Below are 18,470 nucleotides of genomic sequence, written 5' to 3'. Positions count from 1 at the left end.
CTTTTATCCTTACTATTATTAGGTTTTTTAGAAGTTGAAAACGCTATTTTATTTTTAAATGATAATTCAAATGGACCACGCAATAACCCATTAGATCGTTGTGGACGATAAGGCCATAAATGTCAATTAGTAGTAATTATCCTGCATAATAGGAGGGGATTTTCGGCAATTAGGATTAACGGCCTATGACTACCTAAATATTCTCTTAGCTTTGGAACAAATCGAATTTATAAATGCAGTTGAAATGAAATTATTATATCCATTTTTTTTAAGCTCGATACTATTACTTTTTATATCGTGTAATCAAAAAGAAGAGAAAAAGACATTTGAGAAACCTAATATTATTTGGGTGATGCTGGAAGATATTTCACATGACTTTGAATGTTATGGAATGCCTGCAGTGAAAACACCAACTTTTAATGCATTAGCAGAGGAAGGTACAATTTATTATAACTGTTTTGGAACGGCATCCATTTGTTCTACCAACAGATCAGCTATGATGGTGGGTGCACACCAAAGGTTGACCAACACACATCATCATAGAAGTAACAGAGATGAACCTTTGTCAGCACCATTCAAACCTTTTACTTATCAGTTGAAAAAACAAGGATATACTACAATCCTTGGACACACCAATGTAAGAGGAAAAGGACGTAAGATTGATGTCAACTTCAAACATAATAAAATTGGAGATTGGGATAAGGATTTTGGATTGTTTGATAAATACGATGAGTTCACGGTAGAAGATCAACCGTTTTTTGCTCAGATACAATTGAACGTTACACATAGAGGAGATTGGTGGGATCAAGTAAGAGAAGAATCGGCTCACCCTGTAAATCCAGCAGATGTACAACTACCACCTGAATACGCAGACCACCCGGCCATTCGTTTGGATTGGGCGAAATATTTGGATCAGGTTGAGTATGCAGATGCTGAAATGCAGATGTTGATCGATGAATTAAAAGAGAAAGGCATTTACGATAATACGGTCATTATTGTAATTGGAGATAACGGAAGATGTAATATCAAAGGAAAAGGATATTTGTTTGATTCTGGTTCAAGAATTCCATTGATCATCAAATGGCCAGAAGGATATGAACATGACGAGGAATCACGTCAGATCATTGCGAGTACAGATATTACAGCAACCATCTTGGATATTGCAGGTGTTGAACTACCAGACTATCTCACGGGACAATCATTTATTGATGAGAATTTTGATAGAAAAAATGTGTATTCTTACAGAGGTTTATGGGACGAAATACCTGAGCAATCATGTTCTATTTCAAACGAAGAATTCAGATACATCAGAAATGATAGACCTGATATTCCTTACGACGCTCACCAAGGTTACTTGGAATGGTACCGTCCAGCAGTGCACGTGATGAGAGCATTGAATGAAAAAGGAGAATTGAATGATATTCAGCAGAAATGGTTTTCAGCATCAAAACCAAACGAAGAACTTTACAATATCAAAAATGACCCTTTTGAAGTACACAACTTGGCGAACAATCCAGAATACCGAGATGTGTTAAAGAAAATGAGAAAAGAAGCTTTGGCAGAAGACAAAAGAATGACGCCAGTTTCTAGCTTCTTTGACCCCAAGCCTGTTCCAGGTTTAGCACCTATTGAATTTATAAAAGAGCACCACACCGAAGCTTACAATAAAATGCTTGCAGGTGAGGAAATCGGTCATAGTAAATACATGAAATTATATAAAAAGCACTTAAAAGAACAGAACGAAAAATCGAGATAATAAACAGACTACATTTACACACTTTCACCTATGCTTTTGTCATAATTAAAATAAACAAATATTAGACGATCTAGTGTGACTACTTGACATAGCATATCAACTTACCAAAAGGCCTTAATATTTAAGGTCTTTTTTTATGGCTTTTACATTGTAAATTAAATTATTGTGAATTATTATTCATTCTTTAAAAATGGTAGATGGTTATGTATTATGGTTCGCGAGGTCGTTGCAATGCAACGACCCTACACAACTGCATTTTAGGAGATTATTATTAAACTTTTGTCTTTTGAATTGTAATCAGACAATCATTTAGAAGTATCTCTCCCGGCCTTGAAGGGAAAAGCGTTAAGAATTTCATGGAATGAGCCGTTAAAAATGATTTTGCTGTTTGAGCATCTCAAAACGATGAAGTTTTGATCGAGTTAGACTTTCATTAGGCGAAAGGAATGTAATTTAGCTTTTGCGTTCAAAGCCTAGATTTTTTGCTGCGTTTTTCATCAATGGAAAAATGAAGAAGAAGGTAGCTTGGAAGTAGATCCTATAATTGCTTGTAGAAAGACAAAGGTTTTTTATAATAACCTTCTATATAATAATACATATTGACTGTATTCAAACTAAATCAAAAAAATGAACTAACATGATTACTAGTCATTTTGTTATGATTTGTTTGGTTATATATATGTTTAAAATGAAACATTATGAACTCAAACTAAGTATATATATTCAGAAGTTAGATGAATGCACTTTTAGAAAAGTGATATAAAGAATTGAGAGAGTTAAGTTCATGAAACACCTCGTTGGTATTATCAGCGAGGTGTTTTTTTATGCTTAGAGATCATCTTTTTCTTTACTACTTTTATTCTAGTGCTTAACTTTAGCTACTTTTTGAAATCTCAAGACAAACAAATGGACACTAAGAAATTAAAAATAGGCATTATCAATGTCTCTGATAGAGCAAGTAGGGGAGAATATGAGGACCTACCAGGAAAAGAGGTAAGAAGATTGATGAATCTTTGGCTTTCAACTCCTTGGGAAGAAGTTTATGCTGTTGTTCCTGATGAGCAAGATTTATTAGAGAAAGAAATGAAAAACATGGCAGACGACAAAGGCTGTAGTTTAATTGTAACTACAGGTGGAACTGGCCCTGCTGTTAGAGATGTCACGCCAGAAGCTACTGAAGCGGTTTGTGAAAAAATGCTTCCTGGGTTTGGTGAATTGATGAGACAGATGAGTTTGAAATATGTGCCAACTGCTATTCTTTCACGCCAAACGGCGGGTACACGTGGTAGTGCTCTTATTGTGAATTTACCAGGTAAACCGAAATCAATTAAAGAATGCCTTGAGGTTGTTTTCCCGGCCATTCCTTATTGTATCGATTTAATTGAAGGAGCTTATATAGAAACAAAAGAGGAGGAAATGAAAGTATTTCGACCAAAACAGAAATAATTGAAATTCCTTTTTTAAGAATAGCACAAGTTTCTGAATTACAAAAACTTGTGCTATTTTTTTGATTTATTTTTTCAAATCCTCGACCAATGGAGCTAATTTCTCAATGGTTACGTGTTCCATAATAACTACTTTGTACCAAGAAGGATTATGATGAACATCAGGAACTAATCCGTATTTAGACGCTATTTCAGGAGCAATGCCTTTGGCTTTCATTGTGATAATATTAGAATCTTTACTTCTAAAATACTGAATGCCAATTTCATCTAGTTTATGAGTAAACCAATCACCTCTTTTACTGAGAATATATATTTTTTCACGCATTCCATAAGGCCCATAAGTCAATAGAATCATCCAAATAGCTATTGCATTGGCACCTGATCGACTTCCAATCATTGTAAAATCATCACCTTGCACATAATCGGCTTTTGTGTTGCCATATTTCATCCAATCTTTTCGAACTAAAAACAATCCAGTACCATAAGGGGCTTGAAGCATTTTGTGTGCATCTAGCGTTACTGAGGAAATATCTTCATTTCTGAAGTCTAGAGAATGACTCTTATGAGAAAATGGAAAAAAGAAACCTCCGTAAGCCCCGTCGATATGAAGCTTGAAAGGAAGATTTCGTTCTTTCAAAAAATCAGTATAAACCGATACATCATCAACAGAACCAAACATAGTGGTCATCATATTGGCAATAACGATAAAATACTTCTTGCCTTCAGCTAATGCTTGTTCAATCTTCTGATGTAGTGAATCTTTTTGTAAAGCTCTATCATTTTCAGACACATCAATTCTATAATAAGTGAGTGATAAAATGTTAGAAGCTTTAGCCATAGAGTAATGACTGTCTTGAGAAGCAATGATGGCAATTTCATCATTTTCAGCATTATACTCTTCTTTGAAATAGTTTCTGTAAATCCAAATGGCCTGCATATTGGCTTCTGTTCCGCCAGCAGCCACATAGCCATCAATACTTTGGGGTTGCCCCTTTAATATATCAACCCCGCAGATTTCAATAAGTTCTCTTTCAATATCTTGAGTTCCTTTAAAAAAGCTTTCGCTTTCTCCTTGAGTATGGCACCCAATATGATTAGGATTATGTAAGAGAGAGGTGATGAATGGAGCTTCTTTAAGAAAAGGAGCATCTTCTGGAAATACTTTACTATCAAGGTGAGAACCTGGTACACCCAATGAATTATTACCAAAATAATCTCTATTCTCTTTTAAAGCATCAAACACTCTTTGTCTGATTTCTTCTTTGGTTTTCTTTTCCCAAATATGCATTTCGATGGTTAGTAATTTAGTGGAATGCAAAAATAAGAAAAAAATGCAGCAGTTAAACAGTTAATGAAAGAAGAGTAAGGTGAAATTTTATGCAAAGTAATTAGCAATACGTTTCACCTTCCTCTTCCTCTTTTAAGAATTGTTTTATCCCATTGTCACGATAACTTCGTGCGTGCCTTTTCCTAGAATTGGGATTAAGCTGCCTTCTATTTTATCACCATTCACAAAAATTTCAGTAATACCTTTACTGACATTGTTTAAGTTTTGAATGGTAATATTGTAGGTGCCACCTCTAAACTTACGAGTTACCGTATATCCTTTCCATTCTTTCGGAATACAAGGATTGATTAAAAGACCATTGTATTCAGGTTGAATACCTAAAATATAATGCATCAACGTGTAGAAGTTCCATGCAGCCGTTCCAGAAAGCCAGCTATTTTTCCCTTCTCCAGGAATAAATGCATCTTTTCCGGCTATCATTTGACAATACACATAAGGCTCAACTTTATGTAATTGTTGAATATCTTCTAAATAAGAAGGGCATATTTTCTTGAAGTAATCAAATGCTTGATCACCTCTTCCTAATTTTGTTTCACCGATGATAATCCAAGGGTTATTGTGGCAGAAAATACCCGCATTTTCTTTGTACCCTTTAGGGTAAGTAGAAATTTCACCATATTCGATTTTGTATTCGGTAAATGCAGGGTTATTTAGTACTATGCCATACGGTGTATCTAATCTTTCTTTTACACTATCAAGTGCTTTTTCTACCATACCTTCTTCCAAGCCAATTTCGGCCATAGAACACCACCCTTGAGACTCAATAAAGATTTTTCCTTCTTCATTTTCCTCTGAACCTACTTTATTACCGTAGAAGTCATAGGCACGTAAGAACCATTCTCCATCCCAACCTTTTGTTTTCACTGCTTCTTTCATGGCATTCACAAAAGTAAGGGCTCTTTCCGCTTCTTCTGTTTTTCCTAATTCATGGCATAACTGAATGTATTCCGTTCCATAAACCACAAACAAACCTGCTATCATTACTGATTCCGCTTTGGAACCTTCAGTGTTATTTTCTGTAGTTTGAAATGATTCATTAGGGTCAGATGAAAAACAATTTAAATTGAGGCAATCATTCCAATCAGCTCTACCAATTAGTGGTAATCCATTAGGTCCTAAATTATTGATAACGTGATTAAATGATATGGTAAGGTGGTCAAATAACGTTTGTGCTAAACTAGGATCATTATCAAACGGAACCATTTCGTCTAAAATAGAAAAATCACCCGTTTCTTTGATATAACTTACTGTTCCAAGAATTAACCACATTGGGTCATCATTGAAACCTCCACCAATGGCGTCATTTCCTCTTTTTGTAAGTGGCTGATATTGATGATAGCAGCCTCCATCAGGAAATTGTGTTGATGCAATATCAATAATTCGTTCTCTTGCTCTTTCAGGAACTTGATGCACAAACCCAATCAAATCTTGGTTGGAATCTCTAAAGCCCATGCCTCTTCCAATTCCCACTTCAAAGAATGAAGCAGATCTCGACATATTGAAAGTGACCATGCATTGATATTGATTCCAAATATTGACCATTCTATTGAGGCGGTCATCTTCATGATCCAAAGAAATAATTGAAAGTAAATCAGTCCAGTACTCAGATAAAGCTTTAAGTGCTAAATCAACTTTTTCAACTGTATTAAATTTTTGGATTAAATCTTTTGCTTTCGTTTTATTGATAATTCCTTTCGACTCCCACTTGTCGTTTTCTTCATTCTCAACATACCCTAAAATAAAAATGAGATCTGTACTTTCACCAGCCTCTAAAGTTATTTCTTTATAATGTGATGCGATAGGAGACCATCCATGTGCTTCTGAATTTTTAGGAGATCCATCTACTACTGCTTGAGGATTTGAAAATTCATTATATAAGCCAATAAATGATTCACGGTCTGTATCGTATCCATCTATATCAGCATTTAGATGATAAAAAGCATAGTGATTTCTTCTTTCTTTATATTCTGTTTTATGATATAAAGTTGCCCCATCAATTTCTACTTCTCCGGTAGATAAGTTTCTTTGAAGGTTATTTTGGTCATCCTCAGCATTCCATAAACACCATTCATTATAAGAGAATAACTTGAAAGTTTTTTTAGTATTACTCTTGTTTGTTAAGGTCATTTTTTGGATTTCACACCAATGTCCTAACGGAACGAAGAATGTTACTTCAGCCTCTAATTCATTTTTACTTCCATTGATTTTAGTATAACTCAATCCATGTCGACATTCATACTCGTCAAGAGGTGTTTTAACTGGTTTCCATCCAGGAGACCAAATCGTTTCATCTTCTTTGATATAAAAATAACGCCCCCCATTATCCATTGGTACATTATTGTATCTATATCTATTTAATCGTCTAAATTTAGCATCTTTATAAAATGAATAACCACCGGCGGTATTGGAAACTAAAGAAAAGAAGTCTTCATTACCAAGGTAATTGATCCAAGGAAAAGGTGTTGCTGGGTTAGTAATAACATATTCTTTTTGGGTATCATCAAAATAACCAAACTTATTACTTTTTGCTGTTGTAACTGTCATTTGTATGTCGAAATTTATAATACTTCTTCTAGTACGTCTGTTTGAGAATTATTTTCTTCTAACGAGCGTCTTTTGTTTAACTCAATATTGATTCTTTCCAGGAATTTGTCATTTAGAGGATACAGGTACATCAACCCCGCAGCTATCACTCCAATGAGTGCAGGTACCCAACTCATTAACATCTTAATACCTGGAATTGCTCCTTCTATGGTAGTGTGATCTAAACCATCATAATGATAGGCACTTAGTACAAAACCAATGATGGCGGCTGCGATACCTCCTCCAAATTTTGTGGCAAAAGAACCTGCGGAATAAACAAGTCCTGTAGCTCTTCTTCCGTTGGTATACTCTGAATAATCCGCCACATCGCCAAGCATAGCAAAGAAAAGAGTAGGGAATATAGCAGAGGCAAATTCAGAAATAATTCCAAGTGTAAAAATGGCAACGATATCTGTGGTTCCACAAAAGAACAGTAGTGCGTTAACGATTGCTGAAAATAATAAAGCGTAGATAAATAACTTTTTCTTTCCAAACTTCTTTCCTAGTGAAGCCGTAATCATTGCTCCACCAATAGACGCTATTGTTAGTGCTATCATATATGAAGCCGCCAACAATTGATCATTGAGATAATGTGTGAAGTAAATCACCACAATACCTTGTTTGATTGAATTATAGATATTGAATAATAAACCAATGAATAACAATACAAACCAAGGTCTATTATTTAGTAAATCTTTGAAATCTGTTCCTAAATCTGTCTTTTGTCTTTTAGGAGGAGCAATACGTTCCTTGGTAGTATAAAAAGTAATAAACATGAACAAAGTCAAGAACACACTCATTACGTAAATGGCTGTACTGTATCCCTTTTTCTGATTAATGATCGAGAAACTTTCCTGAGTTAGATTTTCTTCGCCTGTTACCGAAAAAGTGTACTCAAAGTCTGCTTCCATTAAAAAACTCTTACTTGGTGTAATGCTCTGATCTTCAAAATTAGCATCTTCCCATTGAAAAGAGGCAATGCCATTTTTGGTTTTGATGTTAGCATTAGGAACATCATTTGGAGCCGAAACGGTCACAAGATAACTGTCAGCTGTTATTTGTTCTAATTGTATACTTGGATTGACATTGCCAAACGTTGCAACAAGATAAAGCAAAGCACCTTGAACAATCATTCCCCCAGTAAAAGCACCTACCATCCTATAACTGCCTAGTGAAGTTCTTTCCTTATCATTTCCTGTCATCACGGCCATTAAAGCCCCATAAGGAATATTGTTGGCCGTGTAGATTAATGTGAAAAGAATGTACGTAGTATAAGCATAAACAACTTTACCTTCGTTGCCTAAATCTGGAGTGGTAAATAGTAATGATAGAATAGCACCTAACGGTATCGCAGTCCATAATATCCAAGGTCTAAATTTACCATATTTAGACTTGGTTCTATCACCAACGATTCCCATAAAAACATCACTTAATCCATCACTGGATCTAGCAACTAGCATCAATACTCCGACTACCGCTGGGGCAATACCAAATACATCGGTATAAAAAATTAATAAAAATGTTGCGACACCTCTCCATGCAATATTGGCAGCGCCATCACCTAAAGCATAACCAATTTTTTCCTTTATTGACAAAGGTTGATTGGTTGAATTCACATGTGTATTCATTGGTTTTTGTTAGTTTATAGGTTTTTTGAATCTAAGAGATGGAATTTTTTCTGAAGTGAGCCACATGTTATGATAAATTCACCAGCTTCTACAACAGATTGGTTGTCTTCTCCAATAAATGATAGATCATTTTTATTGAGTTTAAACGATACCATTTTAGATTCTCCAGCCTTCAAATTTATCTTCTCAAACCTTCTTAATCTTTTTACCGAAGGAGAAATTGAAGCTACTACATCGGTCGTGTATAGTTGAACGACTTCTTTTCCTTCACGTTGACCCGTATTTGTGACCTTAATACTTACTTCAAGTTCGTCATCAGTAGATATTTCCGATTTTGAAAGCTTTAAGTCTTCATATTTGAAAGTTGTGTAACTTAAACCAAAACCAAATTCATATTGTGCTTTGACCTCATGGTTATTATTGATGTTTCCGTCATTATGAGCGGTAGAGGATGAAAATTTATGATAATAGGGAAGGAGGTCATTTACAAAACGAGGGTAAGTGTAAGGTAATTTACCCGATGGATTGACTTTTCCATAAAGAATATCCGCTAAAGCATTTCCTCCTTCATTACCAGGAAGATACAATTGAATAACAGCCTTTAGTTGGTCTTCTATTGATGAGATTACTCTTGGACGACCTTCATTTAGCACTAAGATAACGGGCTTTTTAGTACTAATCATTGCTTCAGCAAGTTTTAATTGATTCGCTGATAAGGTTAAATCATCTAAATCACCAGGTTTCTCAGTGTAAGAATTTTCACCTAAACACAATAATATGTAATCCACATTTTTAGCCAACTTTACAGCCTTATCAATATTTACAACTTCATCCACTTTATAATCATTATTTCCTTCTGGATATCTCACGCCTTCTTCAAAAAAGATGTTTGTAGATTGAGCTTTTAATGCTTCTACAATCGTATTGTGATCCGCTGCAAACTTATTTGTTTTCTCACCTTGCCAAGTGTAGGTCCAACCACCATTTAACGCTCGCATTGAATTTGCATTGGGGCCAGTTACTAATATTTTAGCATCTTCTTTTAAAGGCAAAATATTATCTTCATTTTTTAATAAAGTAATCACCTCATGAGCAGATTGACGAGCAATTTGATGATGCTTCTCTCCACCATATTCAGGGTAATTTTTATAATCAGTATATGGGTTTTCAAATAAGTTGAGTTCGAATTTCAGTTTTAAAATTCGTCTAACAGATGCATCAATACGTTCTTCTGAAATTTGTCCTTCTTTGACTAGCTCCACTAAATGCTTGCTGAATTCAACATCATAAGGTACCATTGACATATCAATACCGGCAAGAATGGCTTTCTTGACTGCTTCTTTCTTATTTGCAGCAATATGATGTCTTTCTACTAAATTATTAATATCAAACCAGTCCGTTACAATTACACCTTCAAACCCTAATTCTCCTCTCAAGATATCTGTTAAAAGTTTTTTACTTGCATGTACAGGCACACCATTTACTTCACCTGAATTGACCATTACACTTTTTGCACCCGCTTGAACTGCAGCTTCAAAAGGAGGGAGGAAGTATTCTCTTAAGAATGTTTCGGGAATCCATGCAGGTGTTCTATCTTTACCACTTCTTGGTGCTCCATAACCAATATAATGTTTCAGACATGAAGCAACATGATTAGGGTTATCGATTGCGCCACCTTCATAACCTTTGACTGATTCTGTTCCCATAATAGATTGTAAATAAGGGTCTTCGCCATAAGCTTCCCACATTCTAGGCCACCTTGGGTCTATTCCTAAATCTAAGGTAGGGTTGAAAGTCCAAGGAATTCCACATGCTCTGGTTTCGTAGGCAATTATTTCTGATGATTTTTTGACAAGTTCTGGGTTCCATGTTGCAGCCATGCTTATTTCTTGAGGAAACATTGTAGCTTCTGCACTGTACATACCATGAATAGCATCTATACCATAGAGTACAGGGATTTTTAAACGTGTATCATTTATAGCAACATCTTGTATTGTTTTGATGACCTCATACCATTCCTTAGGAGTTCTCACTTCTCCAGCGGTATTTAAAATTGATCCTACATGATAATTGATTAATACATCTTTTAATTTATCATGATCTAATGCCCAAGGCTTGTCCATACGAAAAGGCCCTTCACCCTTCGACACTACTTCTAAAGTAACTTGAGTCATTTGTCCCACTTTTTCCTCCAGGGTCATTTGACGTAGTAACTTTTCTATTTTTTCATTTTCAGGATTGCTACTGTCCCCCTTTACTGAGTAAAGCCCTATACCAATAAGGATAAAAAGAAAGATTGCTGTAATTTTGAGTTTGTGCATGTCTAAAAAGTATAATTATGTTATTCATTTCACCTTTACAATTATACCCTAATAATATATTTATAGCCTATTTCTCTTTCATCTTAATTCTTCAACTCGTAAAAATGACGTAATGAAATTGAGTTAATGTCGTATTATTTTTAAAGACAGAAAAAACAATTGATTTTCACTTAAAAAAATGACTGTTGAAGCATTTATTCTCATTTTAAATGCATTATTGATAATTTTAATTTTCTTTATGTGATTTTCTTTCTTTAAATGATAGATTTAGTTTTTAATGAAATATTTTGAAAAATGAATTGATATTAGCTAATTGAGTTAGAAAACTACATTACTTATTATGAAATACAAATCTAAAATTAACTATCCATTGGCTGCTTTCACAAATCTGTCAGTGATCATCCCATTCCTTCTTTTTCTGGTAAACGAACAGTGGTTAGGTGCTATTTTATTTGCTCCTGTTGTAGCCTTTGTCATACACTTATTTTCTAATACGTATTATATCATCCAAAACGAAGTGCTGATAATTAAAAGTGGGTTTTTAGTCAATATTCGTATACCTATAAGTGAGATTACTAAAATCAGAATGACCAACTCATTGTTAAGTTCGCCAGCTTTGTCTTTTGACCGACTTGATATTAGATATACGAAATACAGCAATGTATTAATATCGCCAGAAGACAAATATGGATTTATTGAAAATTTACTTGATATAAATGCTGAAATTGATGTAGATCCTAAAATTATGGTGAAATAAAACTCCCCAATTTATATTATGAGCAATAAGTGAAATCTTGAAATAGGATGATTCGATGATATATCTGTAGTATTGGAATAATTATAAGTCTTACGTTATATAACTAAAATTAAACATCCAGCGTTAAAATAAGTGAATATGCAAATAGAATTCTAGATAAAGGCATACTCAGAGTGAATTTAAAGTAGCAAATGACTAACAGAATGAAAATTAACTTAACTCAATAAAATTCAATATTATATGCTATTTGTGAAGATATATATACCTAAAAATGGGTATTATCATATAAATTGAATATAATTCCTGTTTAAACAATTGAATTGGCATAAAAATTTCTTACATTTCGAATAGGTTAAAAATTGTTACTTTATCTGGAAAAAAAAGACTCTTATTTCCAAACTAATTAAACTCTGTTTTATGAATACACTTCGATATTCTCTCTTATTTATGGTCTTTACCTTCATAGGCATATCTACAACTTATGCCCAAGAAGATGATGGTCACTTATCTAAAATCGCTATTGGTCTTTCTGCGGGATCACAAGGCGGTGGTCTTGATGTCTCTAAAAATGTACACCCTAACTTTAATATAAAGTTGGGCTTCAACTATTTCAAGCTAGATGATTTTACTCAAACTCTTACATTTAGTGGCGAGTCAATGAACACTAATATCAACGTTGATTTTACAAATGTTGAGTTACTAGTGGAATACATGCCATTTAAATCAAGCAGTTTCAAAATTGTAGGTGGTTTAGCTTATTTAGTAGGGAACAATGTTCAAGCAGTTGGTGAATACGCTGATAACGTTACTTTTGGCGAAGTAACACTTGCACCAGCTGATATTGGAACTCTTGAAATTAAGTCTGAATGGTCACAAGTTGCTCCTTACTTTGGTATTGGAGTGGGTCGTGCAGTTCCAAAAAGACGTGTTGGTTTTGGTTTTGATATTGGTGCATACTATGCAGGAAGTCCAAAAACAACAATTACAGGTACTCGTCTTTTAGAAGAGATGAGAACTCAGCAAGAAACATTAGAAACAAATTTATCGGGCTATAGCTGGTACCCACGTTTAACGTTACGTTTAGCCGTACGTATTAATTAATTTTTTATCCTTAAAAAGATTACTCTTAAAATGAAAAATAAATACACATATCTATTTTCAGCTTTCGCTCTTATGATTTTAGGTGTATTGACACAATGTAAAGACCCACTAGAGGGTTTTGCAATTGCTGTAAATACTTCAGTATTTAATCATGAGGCTAATATTCAACTTTTTGACCCACAGGACCAAACAAGGTTAGAGGGTAATCAAGTTTTGAATATTGAAATCCTTGGAAAAGACGCTAGTAAAGTAGTAAACAATGCTGGTGATAAAAAGTTCGCAGCACAAGATGGTGTAGTGTCTATTGCATTAAAGGATCAGAACCTAACAGAGCCTGCAGAGTTTGTAGTAAAAGTAAGTGGTGAGGACTATTTGACAACAACAATTCCAGTTACAATTGATCCTGAAGATTCACTTGTAGACCTTTCTTCATTCTTGGTAAATATGAGTAACCCTCCAGAAGGTGTACAAACTGTTAGTGAGAAAACTTCTTTAAGCCAAGGTAAATTAACTTCATCTTTTACAGTAGAAACGCCAACAACTGAGCCTTCTTGTACTAATGTTACAATTCCAGCAGAAACTACTTTCATGGATGCCGATGGAAACACATTAACAGGAGGACAACTTGAGGTTCAAGTAGCTAATTTTGATAGCCGTACTTCAGATGCGATTGAGTCATTCCCAGGTGGTTTTGCTCCAACTGAAGTGGTGGATGAAAATGGAGAAACTCAAGATGATATCTCTTTTATTACAGCAGGTTTTGCTTCTATCGATATGTATGTTGGAAACAAAGAAGTAAAAGAATTTTCTGCTCCAGTTGAAATTACAATGCAGGTCAATTCTGATTATGTAAATCCAATTACAGGAGAAGGTCTTAAAGTAGGGGATAAAATTCCGGTATGGTCATATAGTAATGATGATGGTACATGGGAATATCATACAGAAGGTACAGTTTCACAAGGAGAAAATGGTTTGGAAGTAAATTATGAAACTACTCACCTTTCTTGGTACAACTTGGACTTCTATGGTACTCGTTGTAGAACAGGAAGTTCAACTGTTACTGTAAACCTTCCAGGTGTTACTGCAGCAGATGGTTATAGACTTTATTCAGATATTGTTTATGCGGGTACAAACCAACCAATCACAAGCTGGTCAGGTAAAACTACAACATGGTACGATGGTAAAACATTTAACTATTACAATGCTCCAAGTAACGTAAATGTTCAAGTTGTTGTTTATTCTGGTGTTAGCCGTTACAGAAAAGGTGAATTATTATATACTTCGGAACCATTTAACTTATGTAGCGGTGCAGAAGTTTCTATTCCTGCAAGTCAATTCATCAGTCAAATTCCAAAATTAGAAAATGTAACAATTGACTACACAGGTTACTGTGGTGATAATATTGTAGAACCTTCAACATACTTATACATGTATGATCCAAATTATGGTTATTGGAGATATGTAGGATATGTTTACAAAGGTAGTATTACAATCTATGGTGTAGAGCTTAACCGTCCATATAAATTCAGAGTATACTATAACAACCGTGCTTACGAACACGAGTTGACATTAACTAGTACTTATATGGTAGATGATAGTTACGAAATCCCAGATACATTCTGTAACAGATTCTTCTAAGAAGAATTAGAAAATACAATTGGGCTACTTTAAGGTATTTAATCCTTGAAGTAGCCTTTTTTTATTCATGTTAAATTTAATTACCCTTCTTTTTTCTCTATGTTTTTTAATTTCTGTTGTTGCTTTTAGGACTTAAGAGTACTAATTTTAATTTTCCCTTTTAGCAGTAGATCATGAAAATACTAAAGATAGAACTTCAAAATATTAATTCTTTAAAATCTGAAATACCAATTATTATTGATTTCGAGAATAATGCGTTTCTTGATACAAATCTTTTTGCAATAACAGGTAAAACAGGTGCTGGAAAATCAACAATTCTTGATGCTATTACCATTGCTTTATATGGTAAAGTAGCTCGATTAAATAAAACAAGTATTTATGAAGTGGTATCTAAAGGTTCTATAGCCGGTCACACCAGGGTAACTTTCGAAAATGAAGGTAAAATTTATTGTGCCTATCGTTCAATGGCTATATTAACCAAGTCATTTAAAGCGAGAAAAAAGCCGTTGGATGAGTATGAATTAAGTATACAATCTGGAGAACGAAAGGGGGAGATACTTGCATCTTCAAAAACAGAAATGACTGCTGTTGTAAAAGATATTGTTAAACTTTCTTTCGAACAGTTTTGCAAGTCTGTGCTCATTGCTCAAGGAGATTTTGCCTCTTTTTTAAATGCGAATGAAGTAAAGAAAGGGGAATTACTTCAGGAAATTACTGGTGAAGATATTTATAAACAAATAGGGTATGAGGTACAGAATCGAGTGTCTACTGAAAAAATTAAATTAGAAAACTTAAAAGCAAAGGTCAATACAGAACACTTACTGAGTGATGAGGATAAGAAAAAGCTAGAAGAAAGAGTATTACTTATTCCTGAATTAGAAACGGAGCTCAATTCTAAAATTAGTAATACCACAAAGAAACTGTCAGTATTTGAGGAAAATAAGCAATTACAAAATGAAGAAAAGGTATTGCAATCTTCCTTTGAAACATTTAACGTTAAGAGAGATAAAAAGAAATCTTTATTAGATCAACTTTCTGAAGTAGAAAAACTTACACCTATTTTTCAAAAGATCAATGTACTTGAGAGAAGTCAAAAACAACATCTTGAAAAAGAACAGACATCATCAAATCTTTCAGCATCATTTGAATTAGCACAAGAGAATTTAAAGAAATCAGATATACTTTATAAAGAGAATTTTCAAAATTTAGAAGAAGCTAAACTTAAGTTTGAAGAATGGAAGCCTGTTTATAGAACAGTTGAAAAAATTGAAATTGAAATTGAGTCTGAACATCATTCACTAAAAAAGTTAGAGCAAGGTTTTGAAGATAAAAAAGAGCAAATTGGTTTAAAAGAGAGAGACCTTCGTACGTTATCAGAAAATATTACTGCTCTTGAAAAAAGGGTCGAAATAGGTGAGCAATATATTATTGAAAATAAAAAGTACAAAGAATTAAAGCATCACTTTGAGGAATGGAATACAATTACATTAGATTGGAAAAATGCAATTGATCAAAAACAAAAGAATACTAGTAAAGTAAATGAAACCGTTCAATTACTTGACAAAATAAACGTTCAGCTAAAAGAAAAGTCAGGTCTAAATTTTCAATTAAAAAAGAAATATGAATCTGTAGACAATCAAGCTGATAGATACGAAGAAGTTGAAAAAAAATTACTCAAAGAACTCGAGCTTTTAGATGCTGAAAAATCAAAGAAAGCAGCATTAGAAAATGCCTTGAAAATCACTAAAAAGTATCAAAAGTGCAAATTAGATATTCTTGACTTGGAAAAAGTCATCAATGGACTTCATGAACAAAAAGCATTGGTTTCAAAAGAACTTCTAAAAATTAATGAAACAAAAAGGGTAGCCAGGCAAAGTTTTGATGATCAATTGAAGATCCTGTCTTTGCAGAAAGAAATTTTGTCTTTTGAAAAGGAGCGTGAAAAATTAGTAGAAGGAGAAGCTTGTAAGCTCTGTGGATCAACGAAGCATCCTTTTGTGGAGGAGTATAGAGATAAATCATTGATTCACTCTGAAGAAAGTGAACTTGCGAAAAGAGAAAAAGAATTAAGTGAAATTACAGAAGAGGAACAAGTACTAATTCAAGAGGAAACTCGACTTGTTGAGTCCATTAAAAATAAGGAAAGTGACTTGAAAAGGTTAAAAGTGAACCGAGTTGAAATTGAGAATGAATTTGAGCTTTTGAAGCTGAATTTTTCTATTGACTCTTCATCTGAAGTAAATAATCAGTTAGAGATAATTCTTCAATCTATTAATAGTAAAACTCAGATAATTCAAAAATTGAAATATGAAAAAGAAGCTATTTCAAATTTAGTAAAGGAAGCGAAGGCATTGCAAGAAAAGCTGCAATCAAATGAGTTAGAAATTTCAAGATTTTCGGAACAAAAAAATTATCTTTCTCAATCAATTGAAACGCTTCAAAATGAAATAACAAGTTTAAGTCAAACTATTAGGGAATGTAAAACAAAGATTAAAGGTCAGTTAGAAAAGTATAATTATGACCCTATTGAATATGATGAGTGGGTATCAACATTCAATGTATTCAAGACAAATTGTAAAAACTACTTGGACGCATTAGAGAAGTTGAAGAAACTGAAGAGTGAACTTGAAAACAATAAAATTTTAGAAAAAGAAAAACAGTCTGTATTTGCAAGTGATCAAACTGATTATATTAAAATTAAAGAAGAAATAAGTACTTTAAACCTAAAAATTGAAGGTCTAAAAAAGAATAGAAGTGATATTTTACCTTGGGAAGTAAATCTTCAGCAAGAGAATAAAAGACAGGAGGATTTAATTCAATTGAAAACAAATCAAAAGGAAAAGTCAGAAAAAGAGAAGATTACTGTAGAGAAGGAGTTGAAGGGTATTGAATCGAAACAAGAAATTATTCAGAAAGATATTGCTCATCTTTCTGAAGAAATAAACGAAGTGGAACAAACTATCAATGAGTGGTTAAGGACTTCTGATTTTGAAAATATCACTGAAATTAAATCTAAAGCTATTTCTGAGGAGGAATTAAAATCTTTGAGAACAATTAAGGATGAAATCAAAAAAGAAGAAATTCAATTAATAGAAAGACAGAGAGCTTTTGATGAAAAAAGAACTGATATTAAGAGTAAACTCGCAGATATTCAAGAAAAAGAGGATGATCTAGAACATCAACTAGAGGAAGATAAAAAGTGGCTTACGTCCATGTTAGAAGAAAAAGGGGAGGCGAAAGCCACTTTAGACAAAGACCAATTACTTCGAAACGATCAAACGGAATTAGTAGAAAAAATAGGTATACAAGAAGAAGAGTATTTAAGGTGGTCAAGATTGAAGTCTGCCTTAGGAGGAACAAATGACTCGTTCAATAAATTTGCTCAGCATTTGACATTGAAAAACCTTTTGGTACTAGCCAATAGGCACCTTTCAAAAATGAACAATAGATATACGTTGCAACTCAAACCTATTGAGTTTGGAGCGAATACAATCCCTAAGTCATTCCTAACTTTTGAAATGATTGATCATCATTTAGCCGACATGCCTCGATCCGTAGATACAGCGAGTGGTGGTGAAAAATTTATGATCAGTTTATCTTTAGCATTAGGACTTTCGGATCTTTCCAGTAAAAATGTACAAATTGATTCATTATTTATAGATGAAGGTTTCGGCACACTTGATGAAACGACTCTTGAAGATGTTATTTATGCTTTAAATACTCTTCAGACAGATGGTAAAATGATCGGTGTGATTTCTCATGTTAAAACCTTAAATGAAAGGCTGGGAACTCAGATAAATGTTACTAAACATAGTGGAGGTATAAGTACAATAGAGATTCATTGACATTAAAAATGTCTTATACTTAAAATTAATTAATTTTGAAAGGTTAAT

At 33.6% G+C, this 18,470-nt stretch carries 10 protein-coding genes; 6 read left to right on the top strand and 4 right to left on the bottom strand.

Features of this window, described 5'->3' with window-relative positions; genetic code table 11:
• Nucleotides 1-244 precede the first annotated feature (244 nt).
• Both PL77_RS15550 and mog read left to right on the top strand, forming a co-directional pair.
• A complete protein-coding gene (locus PL77_RS15550; protein WP_082026569.1) occupies nucleotides 245-1,756 on the top strand; it encodes a sulfatase in 1,512 nt (503 codons plus the stop codon).
• A gap of 906 nt (nucleotides 1,757-2,662) precedes the next feature.
• Nucleotides 2,663-3,202, top strand: a complete 540-nt coding sequence (gene mog / locus PL77_RS15545) for a molybdopterin adenylyltransferase (protein WP_044207162.1) — start codon at nucleotides 2,663-2,665, stop codon at nucleotides 3,200-3,202.
• Nucleotides 3,203-3,268: 66 nt separating this feature from the next.
• On the opposite strand, the gene PL77_RS15540 is transcribed toward mog, so the two are convergent.
• The 4 genes from PL77_RS15540 to PL77_RS15525 all read right to left on the bottom strand — a co-directional run bounded on the left by PL77_RS15540 (nucleotide 3,269) and on the right by PL77_RS15525 (nucleotide 11,081).
• Nucleotides 3,269-4,489 (bottom strand): pyridoxal-dependent decarboxylase, encoded by a 1,221-nt coding sequence (locus PL77_RS15540; protein ID WP_044207161.1) that lies wholly within the window; start codon nucleotides 4,487-4,489, stop codon nucleotides 3,269-3,271.
• Nucleotides 4,490-4,633: 144 nt separating this feature from the next.
• The gene (locus PL77_RS15535; RefSeq protein WP_044207160.1) at nucleotides 4,634-7,093 is read right to left on the bottom strand and encodes a GH36-type glycosyl hydrolase domain-containing protein; all 2,460 of its coding nucleotides are present in this window, start codon (nucleotides 7,091-7,093) and stop codon (nucleotides 4,634-4,636) included.
• Nucleotides 7,094-7,107: 14 nt separating this feature from the next.
• The gene (locus tag PL77_RS15530) at nucleotides 7,108-8,760 is read right to left on the bottom strand and encodes an MFS transporter (RefSeq protein WP_044207158.1); all 1,653 of its coding nucleotides are present in this window, start codon (nucleotides 8,758-8,760) and stop codon (nucleotides 7,108-7,110) included.
• 14 nt (nucleotides 8,761-8,774) lie between these two features.
• A complete protein-coding gene (locus tag PL77_RS15525) occupies nucleotides 8,775-11,081 on the bottom strand; it encodes a glycoside hydrolase family 3 N-terminal domain-containing protein (protein WP_044207157.1) in 2,307 nt (768 codons plus the stop codon).
• Between the two features lie 340 nt (nucleotides 11,082-11,421).
• Here PL77_RS15525 and PL77_RS15520 point away from each other — a divergent pair, with 340 nt between their 5' ends.
• The 4 genes from PL77_RS15520 to PL77_RS15505 all read left to right on the top strand — a co-directional run bounded on the left by PL77_RS15520 (nucleotide 11,422) and on the right by PL77_RS15505 (nucleotide 18,422).
• A complete protein-coding gene (locus tag PL77_RS15520; RefSeq protein WP_052444468.1) occupies nucleotides 11,422-11,838 on the top strand; it encodes a PH domain-containing protein in 417 nt (138 codons plus the stop codon).
• A 417-nt stretch (nucleotides 11,839-12,255) separates the two neighbouring features.
• The gene (locus tag PL77_RS15515) at nucleotides 12,256-12,939 is read left to right on the top strand and encodes a hypothetical protein (protein WP_156152386.1); all 684 of its coding nucleotides are present in this window, start codon (nucleotides 12,256-12,258) and stop codon (nucleotides 12,937-12,939) included.
• Nucleotides 12,940-12,969: 30 nt separating this feature from the next.
• On the top strand, nucleotides 12,970-14,577 hold the full coding sequence (locus tag PL77_RS15510; RefSeq protein WP_156152385.1) for a hypothetical protein: 1,608 nt from the start codon (nucleotides 12,970-12,972) through the stop codon (nucleotides 14,575-14,577).
• 173 nt (nucleotides 14,578-14,750) lie between these two features.
• Entirely contained in the window at nucleotides 14,751-18,422 is a 3,672-nt protein-coding gene (locus tag PL77_RS15505; RefSeq protein ID WP_044207153.1) for an SbcC/MukB-like Walker B domain-containing protein, read from the top strand.
• Nucleotides 18,423-18,470: the final 48 nt, after the last annotated feature.

The organism is Flammeovirga sp. OC4 (assembly GCF_000812565.1).
Lineage (GTDB): Bacteria > Bacteroidota > Bacteroidia > Cytophagales > Flammeovirgaceae > Flammeovirga.
This window is presented reverse-complemented; position numbering and strand designations above follow the sequence as displayed.

What these genes read in the sequence shown, in the direction of transcription:
- PL77_RS15550 (WP_082026569.1), top strand. Translation starts at nt 245, where the DNA reads ATGAAATTATTATATCCATTTTTTTTAAGCTCGATACTATTACTTTTT.
- mog (WP_044207162.1), top strand. Translation starts at nt 2,663, where the DNA reads ATGGACACTAAGAAATTAAAAATAGGCATTATCAATGTCTCTGATAGA.
- PL77_RS15540 (WP_044207161.1), bottom strand. Translation starts at nt 4,489, where the DNA reads ATGCATATTTGGGAAAAGAAAACCAAAGAAGAAATCAGACAAAGAGTG.
- PL77_RS15535 (WP_044207160.1), bottom strand. Translation starts at nt 7,093, where the DNA reads ATGACAGTTACAACAGCAAAAAGTAATAAGTTTGGTTATTTTGATGAT.
- PL77_RS15530 (WP_044207158.1), bottom strand. Translation starts at nt 8,760, where the DNA reads ATGAATACACATGTGAATTCAACCAATCAACCTTTGTCAATAAAGGAA.
- PL77_RS15525 (WP_044207157.1), bottom strand. Translation starts at nt 11,081, where the DNA reads ATGCACAAACTCAAAATTACAGCAATCTTTCTTTTTATCCTTATTGGT.
- PL77_RS15520 (WP_052444468.1), top strand. Translation starts at nt 11,422, where the DNA reads ATGAAATACAAATCTAAAATTAACTATCCATTGGCTGCTTTCACAAAT.
- PL77_RS15515 (WP_156152386.1), top strand. Translation starts at nt 12,256, where the DNA reads ATGAATACACTTCGATATTCTCTCTTATTTATGGTCTTTACCTTCATA.
- PL77_RS15510 (WP_156152385.1), top strand. Translation starts at nt 12,970, where the DNA reads ATGAAAAATAAATACACATATCTATTTTCAGCTTTCGCTCTTATGATT.
- PL77_RS15505 (WP_044207153.1), top strand. Translation starts at nt 14,751, where the DNA reads ATGAAAATACTAAAGATAGAACTTCAAAATATTAATTCTTTAAAATCT.